The sequence below is a fragment of the Adhaeribacter terrigena genome, from assembly GCF_016623615.1.
Lineage (GTDB): Bacteria > Bacteroidota > Bacteroidia > Cytophagales > Hymenobacteraceae > Adhaeribacter_A > Adhaeribacter_A terrigena.
The window spans coordinates 54,956-74,291 of sequence record NZ_JAEHFX010000004.1; the positions used below are offsets into that span (position 1 = coordinate 54,956).

Consider the following 19,336-nt stretch of genomic DNA (forward strand, 5'->3'; position numbering starts at 1 on the left):
CCACCTGCAAATCTGCGCGTTTATGCGTACCTTTGCAGATTAATTCAGACCTGATAAATGGCTACCAAAAAGCTTGATCCGGTTGAAGCTACGGGCTTAGACGTGCCTTTTATTGAAGTCTACGGCGCCCGCGAGCACAACCTTAAAAATATATCTGTTACCATTCCGCGCAACCAGCTGGTGGTGTTTACGGGCATCAGCGGCAGCGGCAAATCGTCGCTGGCCTTCGATACCATTTACGCCGAAGGGCAGCGCCGCTATATGGAAACTTTTTCCGCCTATGCCCGCTCCTTTTTGGGCGGTATGGACCGGCCCAACGTCGATAAGATCGAAGGACTGTCGCCGGTAATTTCCATCGAGCAGAAAACCACGAGCCGCAACCCGCGCTCCACGGTGGGCACCATCACGGAAATTTACGATTTTATGCGCCTGCTTTTTGCGCGTACCGGCGAAGCGTTCAGCTACGTTACGGGCAAGCTGATGATCCGGCAGAGCGACGAGCAGATCGTAAACCACATCCTGGAAAACCTTAACGGCAAGAAATTAATCGTGCTGGCGCCGGTGGTAAAAGGCCGGAAAGGCCACTACCGCGAACTGTTCGAACAGATCCGGAAAATGGGTTTTGTGCGCGTACGCGTAGATGGCGAACTACTGGAACTGGTGCCCAAAATGCAGCTCGACCGCTACAAAATTCACGACATCGAGATCGTGATCGATAAAATTGTAGTGAACCCGGAAGATCGTTACCGCTTGTCCAATTCGGTGCAGAATGCGCTCACGCACGGCAAAGGCACCATCTTAATTCAGAACGCCGAAACGAACGAAACGCAGTTCTTCTCCCGGTTTTTAATGGACCCGGAAAGCGGCATTGCTTATGATGATCCGGCCCCGAACACCTTTTCCTTCAACTCTCCGTACGGTGCCTGCCCCAACTGCAACGGCCTGGGCGAAATTCAGGAACTGACCGAAGACGCGATTATTCCGGACAAAAGCAAAACGATCCGGCAGGGCGCCATTGCCCCGCTCGGCGAATACCGCGACCTCTGGATCTTTCACCAGGTGGAAGCCTTGCTGAAGGAATTCAAAGCCAAACTGACCACACCAATAAAAGACCTGCCGGAAGAAGCTTACAAAATCCTGCTGTACGGTCTGGACGAAGAACTGGAAGTTAAAACGAAAAAAGGCACCTACGCGGTAGAGTTCGAGGGCATCGTGAATTTCCTGCGCAAACAAATGGAATCCGATTCGGAAAATATCCGCGAATGGATCTCAGAGTATACCCGCAAAGTTACCTGCCCAGAATGCAATGGTTTGCGCCTGAAAAAGGAATCGCTGCACTTTAAAATTGACCAGAAAAATATCGGCGAACTTTCCATTATCACCATCGATAAACTGGCCGCCTGGTTCGAAGGGCTGGAAGACCGGATGAATGAACGCCAGAACGTAATTGCCCGCGAACTTCTGAAAGAGATCCGCAAACGCATCGGTTTCCTGCTCGATGTTGGTTTGGATTACCTGAGTTTGCACCGCTCCGTTCGTACCCTTTCCGGCGGCGAAAGTCAGCGGATACGGTTGGCTACGCAGATCGGGACGCAGCTGGTGGGAGTACTTTACATTATGGATGAACCAAGTATTGGTTTGCATCAGCGCGACAACGAAAAACTGATCAAAGCCCTTCAAAACCTCCGCGACTTAGGGAACTCGGTAATTGTGGTAGAGCACGACAAAGATATGATCCTGAATGCGGATTACGTGCTGGATATTGGTCCGGGCGCGGGTGTACACGGCGGCCAAATTGTAACCGCCGGAACCCCGGAGGAAATGATGAAATCCGGCAGCTTGACCGCTGATTTTTTAAGCGGCCGGAAAGGCATTGAAGTAGACAAAACCAAACGCGAAGGCACCGGCAAAGAACTGAAACTTTTCGGCGCGACCGGCAATAATTTGAAGAATGTAACGGTATCGTTTCCACTCGGAAAATTCATTGCGGTAACCGGCGTTTCGGGCAGCGGAAAATCGACTTTAATTCACGATACGCTTTACCCGATCCTGAACCAGTTCTTCTTCAACGCCAAACGCGATCCGCTGCCTTACAAAAAAATCGAAGGCCTGGAATTCATCGATAAAGTTATTGAAGTAGACCAGTCGCCAATTGGCCGCACGCCACGTTCCAACCCGGCAACTTATACCGGTATGTTCACCGATATCCGGAACTTGTACGCGCAATTACCGGAATCGAAAATCAGAGGGTATACCGCCGGAAGATTCTCGTTCAACGTGAAAGGCGGCCGCTGCGAAGTGTGCGAAGGCGCCGGTATGCGCACCATCGAAATGAACTTTATGCCCGATGTGTACGTGCCTTGCGACGCCTGCAAAGGCAAACGCTACAACCGCGAAACTTTAGAGGTTAGATTCAAAGGCAAATCCATTACCGACGTGCTGGAAATGACGGTAGAAAAAGCCGTAGAATTCTTCGAAAATCAGCCGCGGATTCAACGCCGGGTAAAAGTATTAAGTGAAGTTGGTTTGGGTTATATTACGTTGGGCCAGCAGGCTACTACTTTATCGGGTGGAGAAGCGCAACGGGTAAAACTTTCAACCGAACTCTCAAAGAAAGATACCGGCCGCACCTTCTATATTCTGGATGAGCCAACTACCGGTTTACATTTCCAGGATATTCAGCATTTAAGCGAAGTACTGCGCAAACTGGTAGATAAAGGCAATACGGTTCTGATCATTGAGCACAACTTAGACTTGATAAAAGTAGCGGATCACATCATCGACATCGGGCCGGAAGGTGGCGATGCGGGTGGAACCGTGGTAGCGCAGGGTACGCCGGAAGAAGTTGCCAAAGTGAAGAAAGGGCATACGCCGCGGTTCATAAAAGAAGAATTGGCGGGTAGTATTTACCGGGAGAAAGAGGCTGCGAAATAGCAGATTCGTTTGCGAAGAAAAGTGCCCTTTGGAAGGGTAGAGGGTGGGTTTTTATATTTTTTGATCCGGGACTTTTGATCAGAAATGCGATGTCCTCCCCCAACCCCCTCCAAAGGGGGACTTTCGCAATGCTTTATTTTCAGCAATTCAACCATTCAACCATTTAGCAATTCAAAACGCTATCCTTTCAGCCTTAAAAACTCAACAGCCGTTCCGGAGTAATTCAGAGCGGCTGGTTCGTTTAAAAACGGTAGGGTTTTAGGCTTAAAAAGTCAATTGACCGCGTTAAAAACCTTCCTGAAAATAAGGGTTAATAAAAGATAAAATGTCTTTTCGGAAAGCAACAAAAAAAGCCTTCAGGTTGTCTGTTAGAAAACTTGTTAATTAAGCCGTATCTTAGAAACACGTATGAAAAAAATATTTACCCTCCTGAGTTTATTCATAGCCGGCAATGCGCTGGCACAAAACCAATACCTGGTCACTTTTAAGGATAAAGGTCCGGAAGCGGCTTATTTACGGCAGCACCCAGCCCAGATCCTGAGCGAAAAAGCCTTGGCGCGCCGGGCAAAGAGTCAGGTGAAATTAACGGCCGAAGACCTGCCGGTTAGTCATCAGTATCTGAGCCAGCTAAAGCAAAACGGTATCAAAATTCAGCAAAAAAGTAAGTGGCTGAATATGGCACTGATCGAAACTGATTGGAGCGAAACGGCTTTGCAGCGTAAATTTCCGGCTATAAGATCGGTAAAGAAAGTAGCTGCGCCGGTTAAAGGCGAAAAGAATAAATTTCCGGAAGTTAAACCGGCAAACAACCAGAACAGCCGGTTAAGTTATGGGGCTGCGGCCGACCAGATCGACCAGCTGAACCTGGATTGTCTGCACGATAAAGGCTGCCAGGGAAAAGGCGTGCTGGTGGCAATTTTCGATTCGGGTTTTCCGGGGGTGAATACGGGCACCGTGTATGACTCTTTGCGCCTGCAGAACCGCATTTTAGCTACCCGCAATTTTGTAAATAGAGCCAATACGGTTTATGGCACGCACGATCATGGCACAGCTGTATTCTCGATCATTGCAGCTAACAGCCCCGGCGATTATGTGGGCGGCGCGGCGCAGGCTACTTTTGCGTTGGCGCTTACCGAAAACACGGCTTCGGAAACGCACCAGGAAGAACTGAACTGGGCGGCCGCCGCCGAATGGGCCGATTCGCTGGGTGTTGATATTATTCAGACTTCGCTGGGTTACAAGAATTTCGATCCGGGCCAGGGCGATTATACCAATGCGATGATCGACGGTGATACGCCCATTATTACCAAAGCGGCCGATAAAGCGGCGCAGAAAGGCATGCTGGTAATTATTGCGGCAGGCAACGACGGCAATAATCCGGTAACAGGCACTATCACTTCGCGCGTAAACCCGCCCTGCGACGGCGATTCGGTACTTTGCGTGGGAAGTGTAACCAACCAGAACCAGTACAGCAGCTTTTCTTCGGTGGGGCCAACGGCCAAAAACCGCATCAAGCCCGATGTAGTGGCCCGCGGTAGCGCTACGGCTTTTGTAAATCCGGCCGACATGGTCAGTTATACGAATGGAACTTCGCTGGCTGCGCCTTTAATTACGGCTTTGGCGGCCTGTGTAATGCAAGCCAACCCGAACGCGAGCAACATGCAGGTTTACCAGGCCATCATCCAGAGCGCCGACAAATATGTGAACCCAGATAATTTTTACGGTTACGGTTTGCCGGATGCCTGCAAAGCCGATTCCCTGCTGCGTACAATTGCCGGTTTTTCTGAAAATGTTGCTCGGACGCCTTTTAAAGTGTACCCAACCGTTTTTCAGGATCAGATCACGATCGAGGCGCCGGTGACAATGGAAGTTTTAGAAATTTCGCTTTATTCGGTAACGGGGCAAAAAGTACAAATCAGGCAAACGCAGCACGCCGGAAAGCAGGTTTTGCGCGTTGAAAGCAGTTTGCCTGCAGGTTTGTATTTGTTGCAGCTAAACCAGAAGAACAGCCACCGGTTTCAGTATAAAGTTGTGAAACAGTAAATAGGCTAAACAAAAAGTAAAAAAGCCGTTCCGGGATTTCCGGAGCGGCTTTTTGTATTACAAACGGTATGGTTTTAAGCTGAAAAACTACATTGTGAACAACTACATTCTGCTTACGCTGGAATTGATGGTCCGGGCTCTGTCGAGATGCGCGCGCAGGGTAGGTAGGGTTTTGCTGGTCCAGGCTTTCAGGTCGGGGTCGGTGGCTTTTTGGGTGGCCTGTTCAAACATGGCTACGTCGGTTTCGTGGTCCAGCACCATTTCTGCCATATAATCGCGGTCGAAATCTTTGCCGCTCAGTTTGGAAAGGCGGTCGTAGGTTTTCTGGTGATCCGGTAACATGCTGGCCGGCCTTACCCAGCCTTTTTTAGAAGCCAGGGTTTTCAGTTCGTCGTTGGCTTTGCTATGGTCGGAAGACATCATCTGGCCGAATTTTTTCACTTCGGCATTGGTGGCTTTCTGCGCGGCTATTTTTCCCAATTCTACTTCCAGCATGCCACCACTGGCGGCCATGGCTACAAATTCAGCATCAGAATTGTAAAGCGGAACGCCGGGTTTGCCGGTTACAATACTGGTGGTGTCCTGCGGCATCTCCATACCCACGTTTTCGTCGGCCATTCCGTCGTTCATTTCATTGTCGGTAGTTGTGGTGGTGGTAGTTTCTTCGGTGGTTTCGCGTTTGCTTTCGCAAGCCGAAAGCAGGCAAACAAAGAGGGCCAATACTACATTCAGGGTAATTTTTCTCATAGTGAATAAGGGTTAAAATGGCTAATAAATAAAAGAAACAGAGCTGTTTATACGGCGGGTTTGGGTTGAAGTTGAACCGGGGAGGATCTGCACGTGGCAGCTTTAAAAATAAAAGCTTCGCCAACCGGAAAAATATAATTATTTTGCTTAAACTTTTACGAGCCGGCAGCATCAAAGCACAAAATTCTTTTCTCCACCCGCATCTTAACCTTAACCAAATCATGAAAAATCTGCGCGTACCTAAATTGAGTTTACTGGCGCTGGCCGGTTTGCTGGCGTTTGCTTCCTGCAAAAAAGACGACGATATGAAACCGGAAGAAGCCATGGTTTCGGCGGAAGATCATGCGCGCCTGGAAACGGAAATGGAATCTGTGCAGGATTTTGTGGATGCCGAAGCGGCCGACCCGGATCTGAGAACAGGCAACCCGAGCAAAAGCGGCAATTTAGCCAACTGTGCTACCCGCACCTGGAATGCGGCTACCAATACGCTTACCATCGATTTTGGCTCAACCAACTGCCTGTGTAAAGATGGCAAATACCGTCGCGGACAAATTGTTGCGGTGTTTAGCGGTACCTGGCGCAAGGCGGGTTCTACGGTGGTGATCAGCCTGAACAACTATTTTGTGAACGATAACCAGCACCTGGGCACCAAAGTTATTACGAGTCTGGGCAACGAAGATGGTACGGTTAACTATAAATATACGGTGCACGTGCAGAACGCCAGCATTGTGTTTACTGATGGCACCACCCGTAACTGGAATGCACACCGTCAGTTAGAACGCATTGCCGGCCAGGGCACTTTAACGCTTCAGGACGATGAATACCTGGTAACCGGAACCTCTTCGGGCACAAACCGGCGGGGCAAAAATTACTCCAGCACCATTGGAACGCCGCTTAAAAAAGTATTCCGGCTGGGGTGCGCCCGTACGTTTATTGCCGGCACGGTAACCATTACCAACAGCCGCAAAAACAGCCTGGAACTCAACTACGACCCCACCGGCACCGAAGCCTGCGATAAAACGGCATCGGTAACCTACAACGGCAAAACCCGCCTGATCACGTTGCGCTAAGCTTTTCAGGCGTTACCGAAATCATAAAAAAAATCCGCTGTCGGTTTACGGCAGCGGATTTTTTTATGAATGATAGAATGATTGATTTAGTGAATGAGAGAATTAGTGCATTAGTGCATTAGTGCATGAAAAGATAAAAACAGTATAAAAGCGCGCGGTAAAATTTCATGATTAATTAAATATTGATCCTACAACCACATTCAATCGTTCACTAATTCATTCAATCAACAATCAGCAATCAGCAATTCAATTACTCGCCGGTAAAAGCGGGTTTGCGTTTTTCGTTGAAAGCAGTTACGCCTTCTTTATAATCTTTGGAGTTGCCGGCAATCTTCTGGCAGTGCGCTTCGTAATCGAGCATTTCGTCTAAAGAAGAATTAAAGCTTTTGTTCAGCATTTTCTTCATTAAACCAATGGCTTTGGTTGGCGCCACAGCGTAGCGCTGGGCCAGTTCGTTTACAGCAGCATCTAATTCTTCCGGGGCAACAACTTTGTTAACCATGCCTAAAGCAAGTGCTTCTTCGGCTTTTACTTTGCTGCCCAGCGTGCTCAGTTCAAAGGCTTTCATGGAACCTACAATGCGCGGCAAAAAGTAAGACGAACCGGAATCGAGCACCAGTCCTACGTTCACAAAAACTTCAATTAAACTGGCTTCGGTAGAGGCTACAATAAGATCAGATGCTAAAGCCAGAGAGCAGCCAGCGCCGGCGGCAACCCCGTTCAGTTTGCAGATAATAGGCTTTGGTAAATTGCGCATGGCCCGGATGATCGGATTGTAGCGTTTTTCCAGGCTTTCGGAAAGGTCACGTTTGTCAGCACTGGCAATGGCTTTCAGATCCTGACCGGAGCAGAAGGCTTTGCCGGCGCCGGTTAAAATTACCACGCGCACATTGGCATCGCGGGTTACCTGCTTTAAAGCATCCTGCAGCTCGTAGCTTTGCTTGTCGTTAAAGGCGTTGAATACATCAGGGCGGTTCAGCGTGATGGTGGCAATTCCGTTTTCGACGGTATATAAGAGGCATTCGTACATGGTTTCAGATTTAAGAGTTCAGCTTCAAAAATAGAAGTTTAAGCCCGGTTGCACAAATCGACTTTTGCGGGCCTAAACCATAGCGTTTTGCCGTAAAAAAATAACCCGGCCAGGAAAGCTCCGGGCCGGGTTAAGAGAAAAAGATGAATGTTTAAGCTTAGTTGCAGTTGTATGATATAGTAGTGATATCCGGAGAAGAACCGGTATAGTTCACTGTAATTTTGGTTGGAAAACCTTCGGCATTGTATTCATAAGAATAGGTATAGATGCTTGGGGTACCTGTGCCGCTTGGATCTGTATAAACTTCTCTGGTTACATTATGCTCCGAAATAAATTCATCGTCGAAAGCTACGCCCAGTAAAAGTTGTGGACTCTTTTTGTCGTCGAAGGTGTAATCAGCGGTGGATGCATGCTCTACTGTGCCGTCTCCGTCCCTGTCGTAATAAGACATTTCGCGGGCAGTGTTAGCAGAAGGGTAAGAGTAAGTGGAATATTCCTCAATCACTGAAAGAGAAGCGTCTCCGTAATAATTTTTTTTGATCAAGCGCTTATTGGAATCGTATTCATAAGTAATAATATCATCCAGCACTACACTTGTGCCATTATTGTAAAAACTTTCACGTTTGGTCAGGCGGCCATCATTGTTATAGGTGTAAAGGCTATACTCTTCCATCTTGGTGCCTTCCCACTCTATGCTTTTAGAAATGTAACCGGCCGCATTGTATTCATAAGTGTCGTAATAAGTATCGAGCACGCCATTATCTTTGTAAGATTGTTTAATAAGCCGGCGCTGGCTGTCGTATTCGAAAATAGTTTCATCTCCGTCGTCTTCCATTGCATTGGTAATGCGGCACTTCTGATTAGAAGGGTTTCCCGGATTGTTTGGGTTGTTCGGGGTGGCCGTTTTGTCGTCGTCTTTGCCGCAGGAGAAAAGCACGAGGGCGCTAAGGGCAAGCGCAAGGAAGTTTTTAGTAGTAAATCTGGTCATTTGGCGTAGTTAAAATTATATCCGGTGGCAAAACTACCATTCCGTAACAACTTTGCCAATACCCAGAAACCGGTATTTGGCGAACGCCGGAAAATCTAAGGTAAAAGATTAACAAGGGGTTTGGGTTCGGGTTATATGTCCGGAAGCCTGGCATTTTTTTGGGAAGATTTCCTAAAACTGATAACCGGCCGAGACCTGGATATTGCGGTTCCGTAAAACGGCAGCGCTGTTTTTGGTGAAGTTGTTGTTGATATTCTGCAAGCCCAGATTAAAGCGCAGCCCGATAAAAGTTTTGTCTAAGGGCCGGAATCTGAGCCCGACCAGTAAGCCGTAATCGGTGGTCTGAAAATTATCGGTAATGTCTTTTTTATCCTGTCCCATTTTTGCCGTAGCCATGAACAGCAAGGCCCCGTAACCACCTCCCTGGAAAGTGACTTTGCCGTGGTACAGGTTCAGGAAAACCGGAACGCTCAGGTAATTTAAGCTGAAATCGAGGTTGCTGGCTGTTACGCCCTGTTTCGAAAACATTACTTCGCCACCGTAGCCAAAGGCTTCGCGGGGCCGTATTTCGCCAAAAAAACCGCCATGCAGGCCCAGGAAAGCGCTGGAATTAGCCAGGTTAGAAACAGAAGCCACGTTTACGCCGCCTTTTACGCCTGCTTTTTGCACAGGAACCCAGGTTTCTGCTATCGCTTTTGAAGTTTGCGCAATTGTATGTTGCAGGCTGAAAGACGCCAGGAAAAGGAGGGTGAAAAGTGCTTTCACGGGAAGAAGAGTTTTATTTGGATTCTGCTGCAAAGACGTGTTAAAACGTTTAAACGCTGCTTCGGAAATCAGATTATTTGAAAAAAGCCGAAAGCACTTGAACAATTTTTCAGCTTTTCAGCATAGCGTTTTAAAAAGTATAGCCGGCTGTAACCTGCAAAGTGCTGTTCCGAAGTCTTTCACGGGTATCGGGGACGCTTTTATTTAAATTTTGCAGGCCCTGGTAATACCGTAAGCCGCAAACGGTATTGCCCCAGAAGTGATAAGCCAGCCCCAGGCATAAACCGCTTTCATACGGGGCAAAATGTTCGGTAATGTCTTCGGTTATTTTACCGTTCCGGGCCTTTGCTTTTAAAAGTACCGCGCCGTAAGCGCCGGCCTATACCATAAAGTTATTGTCGTGCAGGCTGATCAATAGCGGGAGGGCGAGGTAGTTCAAACCGTATTCAATATCCTTAAGGGCGCTGCTTATGCCATTACCATAATCAGTATGCTGCAGGGTTGCGCCGTGCTGCGAATAATTCAGTTCGGCCGCAATTCCCCAGGAGCTGCTGAAGCGGTATTCGCCGGTAAAACCTGCCAGGAGGCCGATTTTAATATCGCGGTTGAAATTGTTTAGAGAAGAGATGTTAACCCCGCATTTTACGCCGGCCGTAGAAAATGCCTTGAATTTTGGAGCTTGGAGCGAATCTGTTGCCTGCGAAAAAGCAGAGGTTCCGCTAAAAAACGCTATGCAAATAAGACTGAAAAGTGCTTTCAAAAAGAGGTAGTTTAAAAGAAATTTATGAACAAAACAGAAACCTCATCCGGCATGTAAAGTTAATAAAAACCGAAAATATTTTGCAGTTTTTCCGGCTTCTAGCATAGCGTTTTGTGTGCTTCGGGCGTTACAGGTTTAAGCGCAACGATAATTCGAGTTTGTGGTTAACCACTTTACTGCCGGAGCCCGCTACGTTTTGCAAACCCTGGTAATAGCGTAACCCGACCCCTACGGTTCCTAAAGCCCTTTTCACGCCAACGGCCAAGCCCAGATCCATGTTGTTGATGTTGCCGGTGCTATTATAATAACCATCCTGCGCGTTTTGAGCGCTGAGTAAAGGGGCTGCGTAGGCGCCGGCTTGCAAGGCCACTTCACTCACGTACAGATTGAATAGCACCGGAAAAACGATGTAATCCATTTTAATGGGCGTACCCTGAAACGTTCCGCCTTGTCTGGCATAATTGAGCTCCACGCTAAAGCCGTATTTTTTGCTGAAAGGCATATCGGTGAAAAAGCCGGCGTGGTAACCCAGGTACAGATCGTTGCCCGAAATGCTGGAAAGGTTACCGCCCGCCCGAAAGCCGAAGATCTGTTTAGTTGGTTCTTCGGCAGTTGGTTCAGGGCTTTGCGCGAAGGCGATAGCGCCCACATAAAACGTCAGGAAAAGGAAGGTGAAAAGTGCTTTCAAAAATGTAAGATCTGGTTTATAACAAAAATCCCGGCGAAGGTAGAGAACCTGTCCGGGATTTACAATTTATGTTGTGTAATTTGCTGACAGTAGTTTTTCAGGCTTTAAGGATAGCGTTTTTTACTGGCAGTTGTAGGTCCAGTAATAATAGGAAGGGAAATTATTCCCTTGACTGACAAAAGTTACTTTCACCGGGAAATCATCTTCATTATATTCATAGGAATATGTGTAATTATATTTTCTGCCGGTATTATGATTGGTTTCATAATGAGCGATTACATTATTCTTTGAAAGTGACGTTATCCCCTGATAGAAATTTAGTAGCATATAAGGATTTTTCTTATTGTCAAATTGCTTTACAGTAGTACTGATAAGTCGCATATTACCAGTCATATCACAAGAATACACTTCTTCTTTAATCTGACCAGCTGCCGGATAGGAGTACTGGGTAACACTACAAGCAACAGGGTGGTTTGGCCCTAATAAGCTTTTCTTTACAAGTTGCTTTGCAGTATTATATTCATATAACCAATATGAATGGTTAACTACCGTGCCGTTGGCAGATAGTGTGAATTCATTAATAATTTCGGGCAATTTATCAGTATTATAAGTATATGTATTTAACCTGGTTTGAACATTATCAAGATCATAACTTCTAAATTCAGAAATATTCCCATCAGAATTATAACTTAACTTTTGATAGTAGCCTTGAATAGGAGAACCCGGATTAATGGAACATTGTAATTTATGCGAATGATTTTTCCGGTAGAGTCACTAACATACGTATTATAAAAGCCTCCACCCTGATTTTGCCCGGTTAACTGGCATGTTCTCCTTACCGGATTTTGCACTTGCTCAGGTTCCGGATCTTCTTTTTTGCTTTCTTTCCCACAACTAACAGCCAGCAAAACTGCCAAACTCAACAGTACGGTATTCAGTTTTTTTAGAAAATCCATAGCGTTTCATTTTAAGGTTAAAGGAAATAACAACAAAAAATCCCGGTTAAGCTACTAAACTCAGCCGGGATTTGCAAAATTTGTTATAAGAAAAAAGCCGAAAGAACTTCGCGGTTTTTTCATGCTTTAAGGATAGCGTTTCTATTGGCAGTCGTAGGTCCAGGTGTTAGTTGAGCCTGAACTTCTATTTTCCACAGTAGTCTGTTGAACCGGATAGCCTTGGGAGTTATAGACGTAAGTAAATGCTACTTCCGACATGGTGCCGGTTCTGTATTCAAAATTCTTTTTAAGTACATTATTAGCCGAAACCAGTCTTGGATAATAGTAATAACCTAATGCTAAATACGGATGTTTATTATTGTCATACTGGGTTGTAACGGTTTGAGCTAAATAGAAACTGCCGGAGGCATCTCTTTGGTATTGCTTTTCCACAACCAGGTTTGGGCTTGAGTAGGAATACACCTTGTAGAAATTAAGTACTGTATCCGGAACAGAAAAGTAATTGATTTTTATAACCTGCTTGGACGCATTATATTTATATTCACGAAACCCATTAACAACCGGATCGCCATTCATTACCAGATAATTTTTTATTTTATCCGGCAAATTATCGGCATTATAGGAATATAAATTACCGCTTTCGTATTCATTTTTATCTTTGATTGTTTTTTCTTCCGCAATATTCCCTGCAGTATTATAGGATATTTCAACATGATAGCTGGTATTGGGTGCAGGTAGCAAATAATTGATCCGGGAAATTTTGCCGTCGCTGTTATAAACAAACGTATTCTTTGAACCATTTGCATTCACCTGTTCTATTACACGACAGTTTTTTTGTGGTAAGGTTTCAGGTGTTGGATCTTCTTTTTTCTTTTCATCGCCACCACAACCAAAAGCCAGCAAAACCGCCAAACCTAAAATCAACCCATTTACTTTTTTCATCGAAATCTATAACGTTTTATAACAAAAATCCCGGACAAGCTACAAAACCTGACTGGGATTTACAATTTATGTTGTGTAAAAAGCTAAAAGCAGTTTTTCCGGCTTAAAAGATAGCGTTTTCTATTGGCAGTCATATTCATACTTAAAAACACTAACTCCTTGTCCTGTGTTGTATATGCTTTCAATAGGGTAACCAGATGCATTATAAGTATGAGTCATGGTATTAATACTTGCAGAAGTAACCACACCTGCAGAGTATTCTGTTCTGGCAATAGAAACTACGTTATGATTTAATACATCACCAAAAATTCCATTATAGTTATAATTAGGTCTTTTTTGATTATCATAGGTAGTTTCATTTTCAGAACTTAAATCCCAGGAATTAGTTTGTGTATTATAAATAAATCCGGTGATTCTGACTTTATTACCTGTCAGATAAGTATAATTACTCTTAGTATCATAGGCATTCACCTGACCAAAAGTCTGTGTTGAATCTCGGATACGCCTTTTTTGAGAATCATAAACAATATTCAAAATATTTGAAATAGAAAAAGAGTCAGTAGGATTTAAGCGATACTTGCTAATAACTTTAGTCACTAGCGAATCGGCATTATATTTAAATGTATTAATGGCACTTGTATCAGTTCCTGATCTTAAAATGATATGTCGTGAAACTTTACCTAAATTATTGTACTCATAAGTTTCTGTTAAGCTTCCGGCAACATATGTAGCAACCAAATGTCCCTGACTATTATAGGTATGGTTGAATTCTGTACTGCCATTATAAGTCATTTTTTTCACTCTGCAACTTTTAAAAATTTGTTCGTCAGGATTTTGGGTATTATCAGGTTCCGGCTCATCGCCACCACAACCAAAAGCCAATAAAACCACCAGCCCTAAAACCGAAGCATTTACTTTTTTCAAAAAATCCATAGCGTTTTAAAACAAAAATCCCGACCAAGCTACAAAACCTGACCGGGATTTACAATTTATGTTGTGAAAAAAAAATCTAGAGTCTAATATCTAACGTCTGAAAAATTAAAACTCCGCGCTCTTCGGGAAACGTGGGAAAGGAATTACGTCTCTGATATTTCCCATACCGGTTACGAACAGCATTAAACGCTCGAAGCCCAGGCCGAAACCGGCGTGCGGCGCGGTACCGAATTTGCGTAGCTCCAGATACCACCAAACCTGCTCTTCGTGAATGCCCATTTCGCGTACGCGGGTCATCAGTTTTTCGTAGCTTTCTTCGCGTTCCGAACCACCAATTATTTCGCCGATGCCCGGGAATAAAACGTCCATGGCACGCACGGTTTTGCCATCGTCGTTCAGCTTCATATAGAATGCCTTGATGTCCTTCGGGTAGTTGATCAGGATAACCGGTTTGTTGAAGTGCTTTTCTACCAGGTAACGTTCGTGTTCAGATTGTAAATCTGTGCCCCACTCTACCGGATATTCGAATTTCGCTTTTTTGGCGTTTTTCAGAATTTCAACGGCATCGGTGTAGGTTACGCGCTCAAATTTATTGTTTACCACAAAGTTCAGGCGGTTCAGCAGTTCCTTGTCGTACATATCGTTCAGGAATTGCAGGTCGTCGGCGCAGTTTTCCAGGGCGTAGCTTACCAGGTATTGCAGGAAATCTTCTGCCAGATCCATGTTGTCGGTCAGCTCGTTGAAAGCAACTTCCGGCTCGATCATCCAGAACTCGGCCAGGTGGCGCGAGGTGTTCGAATTTTCCGCGCGGAACGTTGGTCCGAAGGTGTAAATTTGCCCCAAAGCCATGGCGGCAACTTCGCCTTCCAGCTGCCCGGAAACGGTTAGGTTGGTGTTCTTGCCAAAGAAATCCTGGCTGTAATCTACTTCGCCGGTTTCGGTTTTGGGCGGGTTGATCGGGTCTAAGGTCGTTACGCGGAACATCTGGCCGGCACCTTCGGCATCGGAACCGGTAATGATCGGCGTGTGCACGTTAAAGAAACCGCGGTCGTTGAAGAATTTATGCACCGCAAAGGTCATGGCGTGGCGCATTCTCAGAACGGCACCAAAGGTATTCGTACGCGGACGTAAGTGGGCAATTTCGCGCAGGAATTCCAGCGAGTGGCCTTTTTTCTGCAGCGGGTAGGTTTCTACATCGGCGGTGCCTAAAACCTCGACTTTTTCGGCCTGGATCTCTACCGTTTGGCCTTTGCCCTGGCTTTCTACCAGTTTTCCGGTTACGGCAATACAAGCGCCGGTAGTAACTTCCTTCAGGCTTTCCTCCGGAAATTTCTCGGCATCGGCCACCACCTGGATATTATTTATCGTAGAACCGTCGTTAACGGCTATAAAGCTTACAAATTTATTGCCGCGCTTGGTGCGTACCCAGCCTTTCACCAGCACATCCTGGCCTACCAGGTCGGTAGCGGTTAACAGTTTTTTTACGTTCGTCCGTGACATATCTCGTCTAAATTAGAAATTCAAAATTAGAAATTAGAAATTCAGAAAGAAAATCAATCCGGGCAATATTTGTGAAGTTGCCAATAATAAAAGTAAAGCTTGTTCCGGAAACCTTTCCCGGCTTTGAATTTTAAACCTGAACGCGCATTTTTAATTTCTAATTTTTAATTTCTGATTAGTTGCGCCCTGCGCAATCTATTATTTAACCTTTTATTTCAAACAAGAGTAAAAAAAGCTAAATTTGAACAGCTAAGCCGCTTTTCTGGCCCAATAATTATGCAGCGACTCGACCTTAAACAATTACTTTCGCAGAAACTTTCTCCGCAGCAGATCCAGTTTATTAAGCTGTTACAGATCCCTACGGCCGAATTGGAAACCCGCATCAAGGAAGAAATGGAGATGAATCCGGCGCTGGAAGAAGGCGAAGACGATGAACCGGAACGCTCCGACGACGAAGACCTTTTGAACGACGACGATGCCGACTTCGACGAAAACGAAGGCCTGGACGATGATTTTGAAGGCGAAATAACTTCCGAAGCCACCGATGACCTCCGTCAGGAAGAAGAAGTACGCGCCGAAGAAAACAATGATCTTGACTTAGACGATTACCTGCAGGACGACGACATTGCCGGCTACAAAATGCAGGGCGATACCGGGGGCGACACCGAAGATGACCGCGAAATGCCTTTGGCCGGTTCTTCTACCTTGATCGATGCCTTAATTGATCAGCTCGGTTTTTTAGACCTCGATGAAAAACAGCAAGCCATCGGCATGCAACTCATCGGCTCGATCGATACGGATGGCTACATTCGCCGCGATCTTTCCGCTATTTCCAACGATCTGGCTTTCTCACAAAACATCGAAGCCTCCGAAGCCGAGATTGAGCAGGTATTGCATTTAATTCAGCAGTTCGACCCGGCCGGTATTGCCGCCCGCGATCTGCAGGAATGTTTGCTTTTGCAACTCGAGCGCCGCGAGCAGGACGACGCCACCGAAATTGCCGAAAACATTATCCGGGATTTTTACGAAGAATTCACCAAGAAGCATTATTCGAAGATCGAAGCCAAGCTGAACATCGACGAAGATGATCTGAAGGAAGCCATAAACGTAATTGTAAAGCTTAACCCTAAACCGGGTGGTTCCGGCGCAACTTCCGGCCGCGCGCAATACATCATCCCGGATTTCATCCTAACGAACGATAACGGCAACTTAAACCTGAGCCTGAATTCGCGCAACGCGCCCGATCTGCGGATCAGCCGTTCCTACGCCGAAATGTTCGATGCGTATGAAAAGAGCTCCAAAACCGATAAGAAACTCAAGGAAACGGTAACCTTTGTAAAGCAAAAACTCGACGCCGCCAAATGGTTCATCGATGCCATCAAGCAGCGCCAGAATACGCTTTTGCGCACCATGGAAGCCATTATTAAATACCAGCGCGAGTTCTTCCTGGAAGGCGACGAAAGCAAACTCCGCCCGATGATCCTGAAAGACATTGCCGAAGAAATCGGTATGGATATTTCCACGGTTTCGCGCGTGGCTAACTCTAAATCCATCCAGACCGAATTCGGCATTTACCCGCTCAAATATTTCTTCTCCGAAGGCATCGCCACCGATTCCGGCGAAGACGCCAGCTCGCGTGAGGTGAAGCATATTCTGAAAGAGATCATCGACAAGGAAAGCAAGAAAAAACCTTTATCGGATGAGAAGATCGAGCAAATGCTGAACGAGAAAGGCTACAATATTGCCCGCCGCACGGTGGCGAAGTATCGGGAACAGTTGAATATTCCGGTAGCGCGGTTGCGGAAAGAGTTGTAATCCAAGCCCTCCCCTAAAGCCGGGGAGGGAGGGTTTGCATTTGAAAAACCATTTTTATTCCCTTCCGGAAACCAGGGTAATTCAAAGTCCTATTATCCGGCCAGCTGTTTTTCAATGGCCGGCGATACAATCGAAAGTAAATTGTCGATCAGGGCCGGGTTTTCGATGGTTTTGTCGTGCATAAGAACGATGAGCCCAATAGATTCCCCGCTATAATCTTTAAGGGCAGCCCCCATGTAACTGGTTGCGCCTAAAACCACCAGGTCAAAATCCTCCGGGAATTCTTCCTGCACGCCAAAAGGGTAGTAACAAACCTGTTGCTGATAAACCCCGTAGCAAGGCGTATTTTTCAGATCATAGGTCATATTAGCCAGCTGTTGCCCCCCGTTCAAAAAGCAGACGGTCTGTACTTTATCGTTTTCAGGGGGCACAAACCGGCCAATCAGCAGGTATTTTACGCCCGTAACTTTTGAAAGGTACTGGCCAATGGTGCAAATAGGGTCGCCTTCCGGCAAGTTTGCCATAAATTCGAACGCATCGTGGATCACTTTCGATTCTTCGAAACTCCAATCCTTATTTTCTCTTTGCGCAAATTCGTACCGCATGATGCTTGTAAACTAAAAGCAGGCAGTTGTTTTCAGCACAGCGGCATTTACAACTCTGCATTAATGTTGTTGATTATTAATGGTTTACGGGGTTTTGCCAAACCAGGAATAACCAAAACCCTGCAAGATTGGCTGCCGAAAAAATTTCCTTGCCAGACGATTAAATTACCGGGGTTAACAGCAAAAAACAGAAGGCAAACCACTGGAAAAAGTTTTCACTAAATCTATACCTCAGAACCCTGCGTATTAGCATTCCAAAAGAGAACCTTTATACCAATCAAAATTTACCATGAAAAACCTGAACGCAATAGGCCTTGATAAGAGCAAATCGGAAGAACTTGCCGGTAAACTAAACGACCTGTTGGCCAATTATTCTACTTTTTACCAGAATGTGCGCGGCTACCACTGGAACATAAAAGGCGAAAAATTCTTTGAGCTGCACGCCAAATTCGAAGAGCTTTACAACGACCTGTTTCTGAAAATAGACGAACTGGCCGAACGGATTTTAACGCTGGGCTTTTCGCCGAATTATAAGTTCTCCGATTATATGCAGACCTCCCAGATCAAAGAAAGTGCGCAAAGCCGGGATGGGTTGAAAGCTGTGGAAGATATCCTGAATTCGTTTAAAACCATAATCCTGCTGCAGCGCGAGATCCTGAGCCTGGCCCAGGAAACCGAAGACGAAGGAACGCTTGCCCTGATGAGCGACTACATTCGCGAACAGGAAAAATCGGTCTGGATGTATACGGCGTTTCTGAACAGGTAAATCTTGCAACCTCTCAGCTTTTTCAAAAGTCCTTCTCTAACCGGGAAGGACTTTTCTGATTAAAAACGCTGGCTTTTAGGAATGAAAAACTATAAATAACCTTTTCGGGCTTCAGATTTTCAGGAACCGGCGGCATTGCCTATTTTTGAGAAATAATTTAGCTACAGCAAGTTTCGTGAATTCAGCACTGGCCCGGTTCCTTTCGGTTTTCTTTCATCCGCTGCTGGTGCCTACCTACCTTTTCGGCCTGATCCTGTACTTTTTGCCCGAATCGCTGATTACTTTTCCGATGGATAAGCGCTGGGTGTTGCTGGCGGCGGTTTTCTTTCTTACGTTTATTATTCCGGCTATAGGGGCGTATTTTATGGTGCGGGCCGGCGTGGTAGAAAGCCTGCATATGCAGGAACGCTCGCAACGCCGCCTGCCGTTTCTGTTTACTACGCTTTGCTACGCAAGTACCACCTATATTTTCGGCCGCGAGACTCTTTTCGGCGATCTGTTTTACTACATCATGCTGCTGATCACGGTATCGGTTTTTGCGGCTTACGTGGTTTCGCTTTTCTGGAAGATCAGCGCACATGGTCTGGGTATGGGCGGAGCGCTCGGGATCCTGGTTTTTCTGTATTCATTAATGCCCGATACGGCGCTTTTTTACCTCATCATCGTTTTTATGCTGCTCACCAGCGCGGTATTGTCGGCAAGGCTGGCTTTAAATGCCCATTCACCCGCGCAGGTTTACGCCGGCTTACTTACCGGTTTTACTATTGGCGCCGGGCTGATCTTTTTCCTTTAAG

At 46.1% G+C, this 19,336-nt stretch carries 19 protein-coding genes; 7 read left to right on the top strand and 12 right to left on the bottom strand.

All coding sequences use genetic code 11. The annotated features are described in order from the left end of the window. Positions 1-57 precede the first annotated feature (57 nt). Positions 58-2,934: an excinuclease ABC subunit UvrA gene (gene uvrA / locus I5M27_RS09380; protein ID WP_200505954.1), complete on the top strand. Its 2,877-nt coding sequence runs from the start codon at positions 58-60 to the stop codon at positions 2,932-2,934. 408 nt (positions 2,935-3,342) lie between these two features. After that, positions 3,343-4,977 (top strand): S8 family peptidase, encoded by a 1,635-nt coding sequence (locus I5M27_RS09385; RefSeq protein WP_200505955.1) that lies wholly within the window; start codon positions 3,343-3,345, stop codon positions 4,975-4,977. Between the two features lie 102 nt (positions 4,978-5,079). Here I5M27_RS09385 and I5M27_RS09390 read toward each other — a convergent pair whose 3' ends face one another. Further along, positions 5,080-5,724, bottom strand: a complete 645-nt coding sequence (locus I5M27_RS09390) for a DUF4142 domain-containing protein (protein WP_200505956.1) — start codon at positions 5,722-5,724, stop codon at positions 5,080-5,082. A 221-nt stretch (positions 5,725-5,945) separates the two neighbouring features. On the opposite strand from I5M27_RS09390, the gene I5M27_RS09395 reads away from it, so the two are divergent. Continuing rightward, positions 5,946-6,794, top strand: coding sequence for a hypothetical protein (locus tag I5M27_RS09395; RefSeq protein ID WP_200505957.1), 849 nt, complete (start codon positions 5,946-5,948; stop codon positions 6,792-6,794). A gap of 250 nt (positions 6,795-7,044) precedes the next feature. Here the strand turns inward: I5M27_RS09395 and I5M27_RS09400 are convergent, their stop codons facing one another. The 10 genes from I5M27_RS09400 to asnS all read right to left on the bottom strand — a co-directional run bounded on the left by I5M27_RS09400 (position 7,045) and on the right by asnS (position 15,356). Further along, positions 7,045-7,824: an enoyl-CoA hydratase-related protein gene (locus tag I5M27_RS09400; protein ID WP_200505958.1), complete on the bottom strand. Its 780-nt coding sequence runs from the start codon at positions 7,822-7,824 to the stop codon at positions 7,045-7,047. Positions 7,825-7,981: 157 nt separating this feature from the next. Further along, positions 7,982-8,812 (bottom strand): hypothetical protein, encoded by an 831-nt coding sequence (locus I5M27_RS09405; protein ID WP_200505959.1) that lies wholly within the window; start codon positions 8,810-8,812, stop codon positions 7,982-7,984. Positions 8,813-8,983: 171 nt separating this feature from the next. Beyond that, on the bottom strand, positions 8,984-9,577 hold the full coding sequence (locus I5M27_RS09410) for a porin family protein (RefSeq protein ID WP_200505960.1): 594 nt from the start codon (positions 9,575-9,577) through the stop codon (positions 8,984-8,986). Positions 9,578-9,956: 379 nt separating this feature from the next. Beyond that, positions 9,957-10,337 (bottom strand): outer membrane beta-barrel protein, encoded by a 381-nt coding sequence (locus I5M27_RS09415; protein WP_200505961.1) that lies wholly within the window; start codon positions 10,335-10,337, stop codon positions 9,957-9,959. Between the two features lie 127 nt (positions 10,338-10,464). Further along, a complete protein-coding gene (locus I5M27_RS09420; protein WP_200505962.1) occupies positions 10,465-11,025 on the bottom strand; it encodes a porin family protein in 561 nt (186 codons plus the stop codon). A 120-nt stretch (positions 11,026-11,145) separates the two neighbouring features. After that, positions 11,146-11,619 (bottom strand): hypothetical protein, encoded by a 474-nt coding sequence (locus tag I5M27_RS09425; RefSeq protein WP_200505963.1) that lies wholly within the window; start codon positions 11,617-11,619, stop codon positions 11,146-11,148. Between the two features lie 95 nt (positions 11,620-11,714). Next, positions 11,715-11,981, bottom strand: a complete 267-nt coding sequence (locus I5M27_RS09430; RefSeq protein ID WP_200505964.1) for a hypothetical protein — start codon at positions 11,979-11,981, stop codon at positions 11,715-11,717. Positions 11,982-12,122: 141 nt separating this feature from the next. Next, on the bottom strand, positions 12,123-12,923 hold the full coding sequence (locus I5M27_RS09435; RefSeq protein WP_200505965.1) for a hypothetical protein: 801 nt from the start codon (positions 12,921-12,923) through the stop codon (positions 12,123-12,125). A 120-nt stretch (positions 12,924-13,043) separates the two neighbouring features. After that, positions 13,044-13,856: a hypothetical protein gene (locus I5M27_RS09440; RefSeq protein ID WP_200505966.1), complete on the bottom strand. Its 813-nt coding sequence runs from the start codon at positions 13,854-13,856 to the stop codon at positions 13,044-13,046. 105 nt (positions 13,857-13,961) lie between these two features. Further along, a complete protein-coding gene (asnS, locus tag I5M27_RS09445; RefSeq protein ID WP_200505967.1) occupies positions 13,962-15,356 on the bottom strand; it encodes an asparagine--tRNA ligase in 1,395 nt (464 codons plus the stop codon). A 276-nt stretch (positions 15,357-15,632) separates the two neighbouring features. Here asnS and rpoN point away from each other — a divergent pair, with 276 nt between their 5' ends. After that, positions 15,633-17,171 carry an RNA polymerase factor sigma-54 gene (gene rpoN / locus I5M27_RS09450; RefSeq protein WP_200505968.1) on the top strand — a complete coding sequence of 513 codons (1,539 nt, stop codon included), beginning with the start codon at positions 15,633-15,635 and terminating at the stop codon, positions 17,169-17,171. Positions 17,172-17,263: 92 nt separating this feature from the next. On the opposite strand, the gene I5M27_RS09455 is transcribed toward rpoN, so the two are convergent. Then, positions 17,264-17,776, bottom strand: coding sequence for a hypothetical protein (locus tag I5M27_RS09455; protein ID WP_200505969.1), 513 nt, complete (start codon positions 17,774-17,776; stop codon positions 17,264-17,266). Here I5M27_RS09455 and I5M27_RS09460 point away from each other — a divergent pair. From I5M27_RS09460 to I5M27_RS09470, 3 genes are all read left to right on the top strand, one after another. Then, on the top strand, positions 17,756-17,998 hold the full coding sequence (locus tag I5M27_RS09460) for a hypothetical protein (protein ID WP_200505970.1): 243 nt from the start codon (positions 17,756-17,758) through the stop codon (positions 17,996-17,998). The two genes, I5M27_RS09455 and I5M27_RS09460, sit on opposite strands and share 21 nt — an antisense overlap. Positions 17,999-18,065: 67 nt before the next feature. Then, positions 18,066-18,542, top strand: a complete 477-nt coding sequence (locus I5M27_RS09465) for a Dps family protein (protein ID WP_200505971.1) — start codon at positions 18,066-18,068, stop codon at positions 18,540-18,542. 175 nt (positions 18,543-18,717) lie between these two features. Then, the gene (locus I5M27_RS09470; RefSeq protein WP_200505972.1) at positions 18,718-19,335 is read left to right on the top strand and encodes a hypothetical protein; all 618 of its coding nucleotides are present in this window, start codon (positions 18,718-18,720) and stop codon (positions 19,333-19,335) included. Position 19,336 lies beyond the last annotated feature (1 nt).

Excerpts from the sequence above, each read along its gene's own strand:
- asnS (WP_200505967.1), bottom strand. The coding sequence starts at position 15,356 with ATGTCACGGACGAACGTAAAAAAACTGTTAACCGCTACCGACCTGGTA.
- I5M27_RS09430 (WP_200505964.1), bottom strand. The coding sequence starts at position 11,981 with ATGGATTTTCTAAAAAAACTGAATACCGTACTGTTGAGTTTGGCAGTT.
- I5M27_RS09455 (WP_200505969.1), bottom strand. The coding sequence starts at position 17,776 with ATGCGGTACGAATTTGCGCAAAGAGAAAATAAGGATTGGAGTTTCGAA.
- uvrA (WP_200505954.1), top strand. The coding sequence starts at position 58 with ATGGCTACCAAAAAGCTTGATCCGGTTGAAGCTACGGGCTTAGACGTG.
- I5M27_RS09405 (WP_200505959.1), bottom strand. The coding sequence starts at position 8,812 with ATGACCAGATTTACTACTAAAAACTTCCTTGCGCTTGCCCTTAGCGCC.
- I5M27_RS09440 (WP_200505966.1), bottom strand. The coding sequence starts at position 13,856 with ATGGATTTTTTGAAAAAAGTAAATGCTTCGGTTTTAGGGCTGGTGGTT.
- I5M27_RS09465 (WP_200505971.1), top strand. The coding sequence starts at position 18,066 with ATGAAAAACCTGAACGCAATAGGCCTTGATAAGAGCAAATCGGAAGAA.
- I5M27_RS09385 (WP_200505955.1), top strand. The coding sequence starts at position 3,343 with ATGAAAAAAATATTTACCCTCCTGAGTTTATTCATAGCCGGCAATGCG.
- I5M27_RS09435 (WP_200505965.1), bottom strand. The coding sequence starts at position 12,923 with ATGAAAAAAGTAAATGGGTTGATTTTAGGTTTGGCGGTTTTGCTGGCT.
- I5M27_RS09390 (WP_200505956.1), bottom strand. The coding sequence starts at position 5,724 with ATGAGAAAAATTACCCTGAATGTAGTATTGGCCCTCTTTGTTTGCCTG.
- rpoN (WP_200505968.1), top strand. The coding sequence starts at position 15,633 with ATGCAGCGACTCGACCTTAAACAATTACTTTCGCAGAAACTTTCTCCG.
- I5M27_RS09400 (WP_200505958.1), bottom strand. The coding sequence starts at position 7,824 with ATGTACGAATGCCTCTTATATACCGTCGAAAACGGAATTGCCACCATC.
- I5M27_RS09395 (WP_200505957.1), top strand. The coding sequence starts at position 5,946 with ATGAAAAATCTGCGCGTACCTAAATTGAGTTTACTGGCGCTGGCCGGT.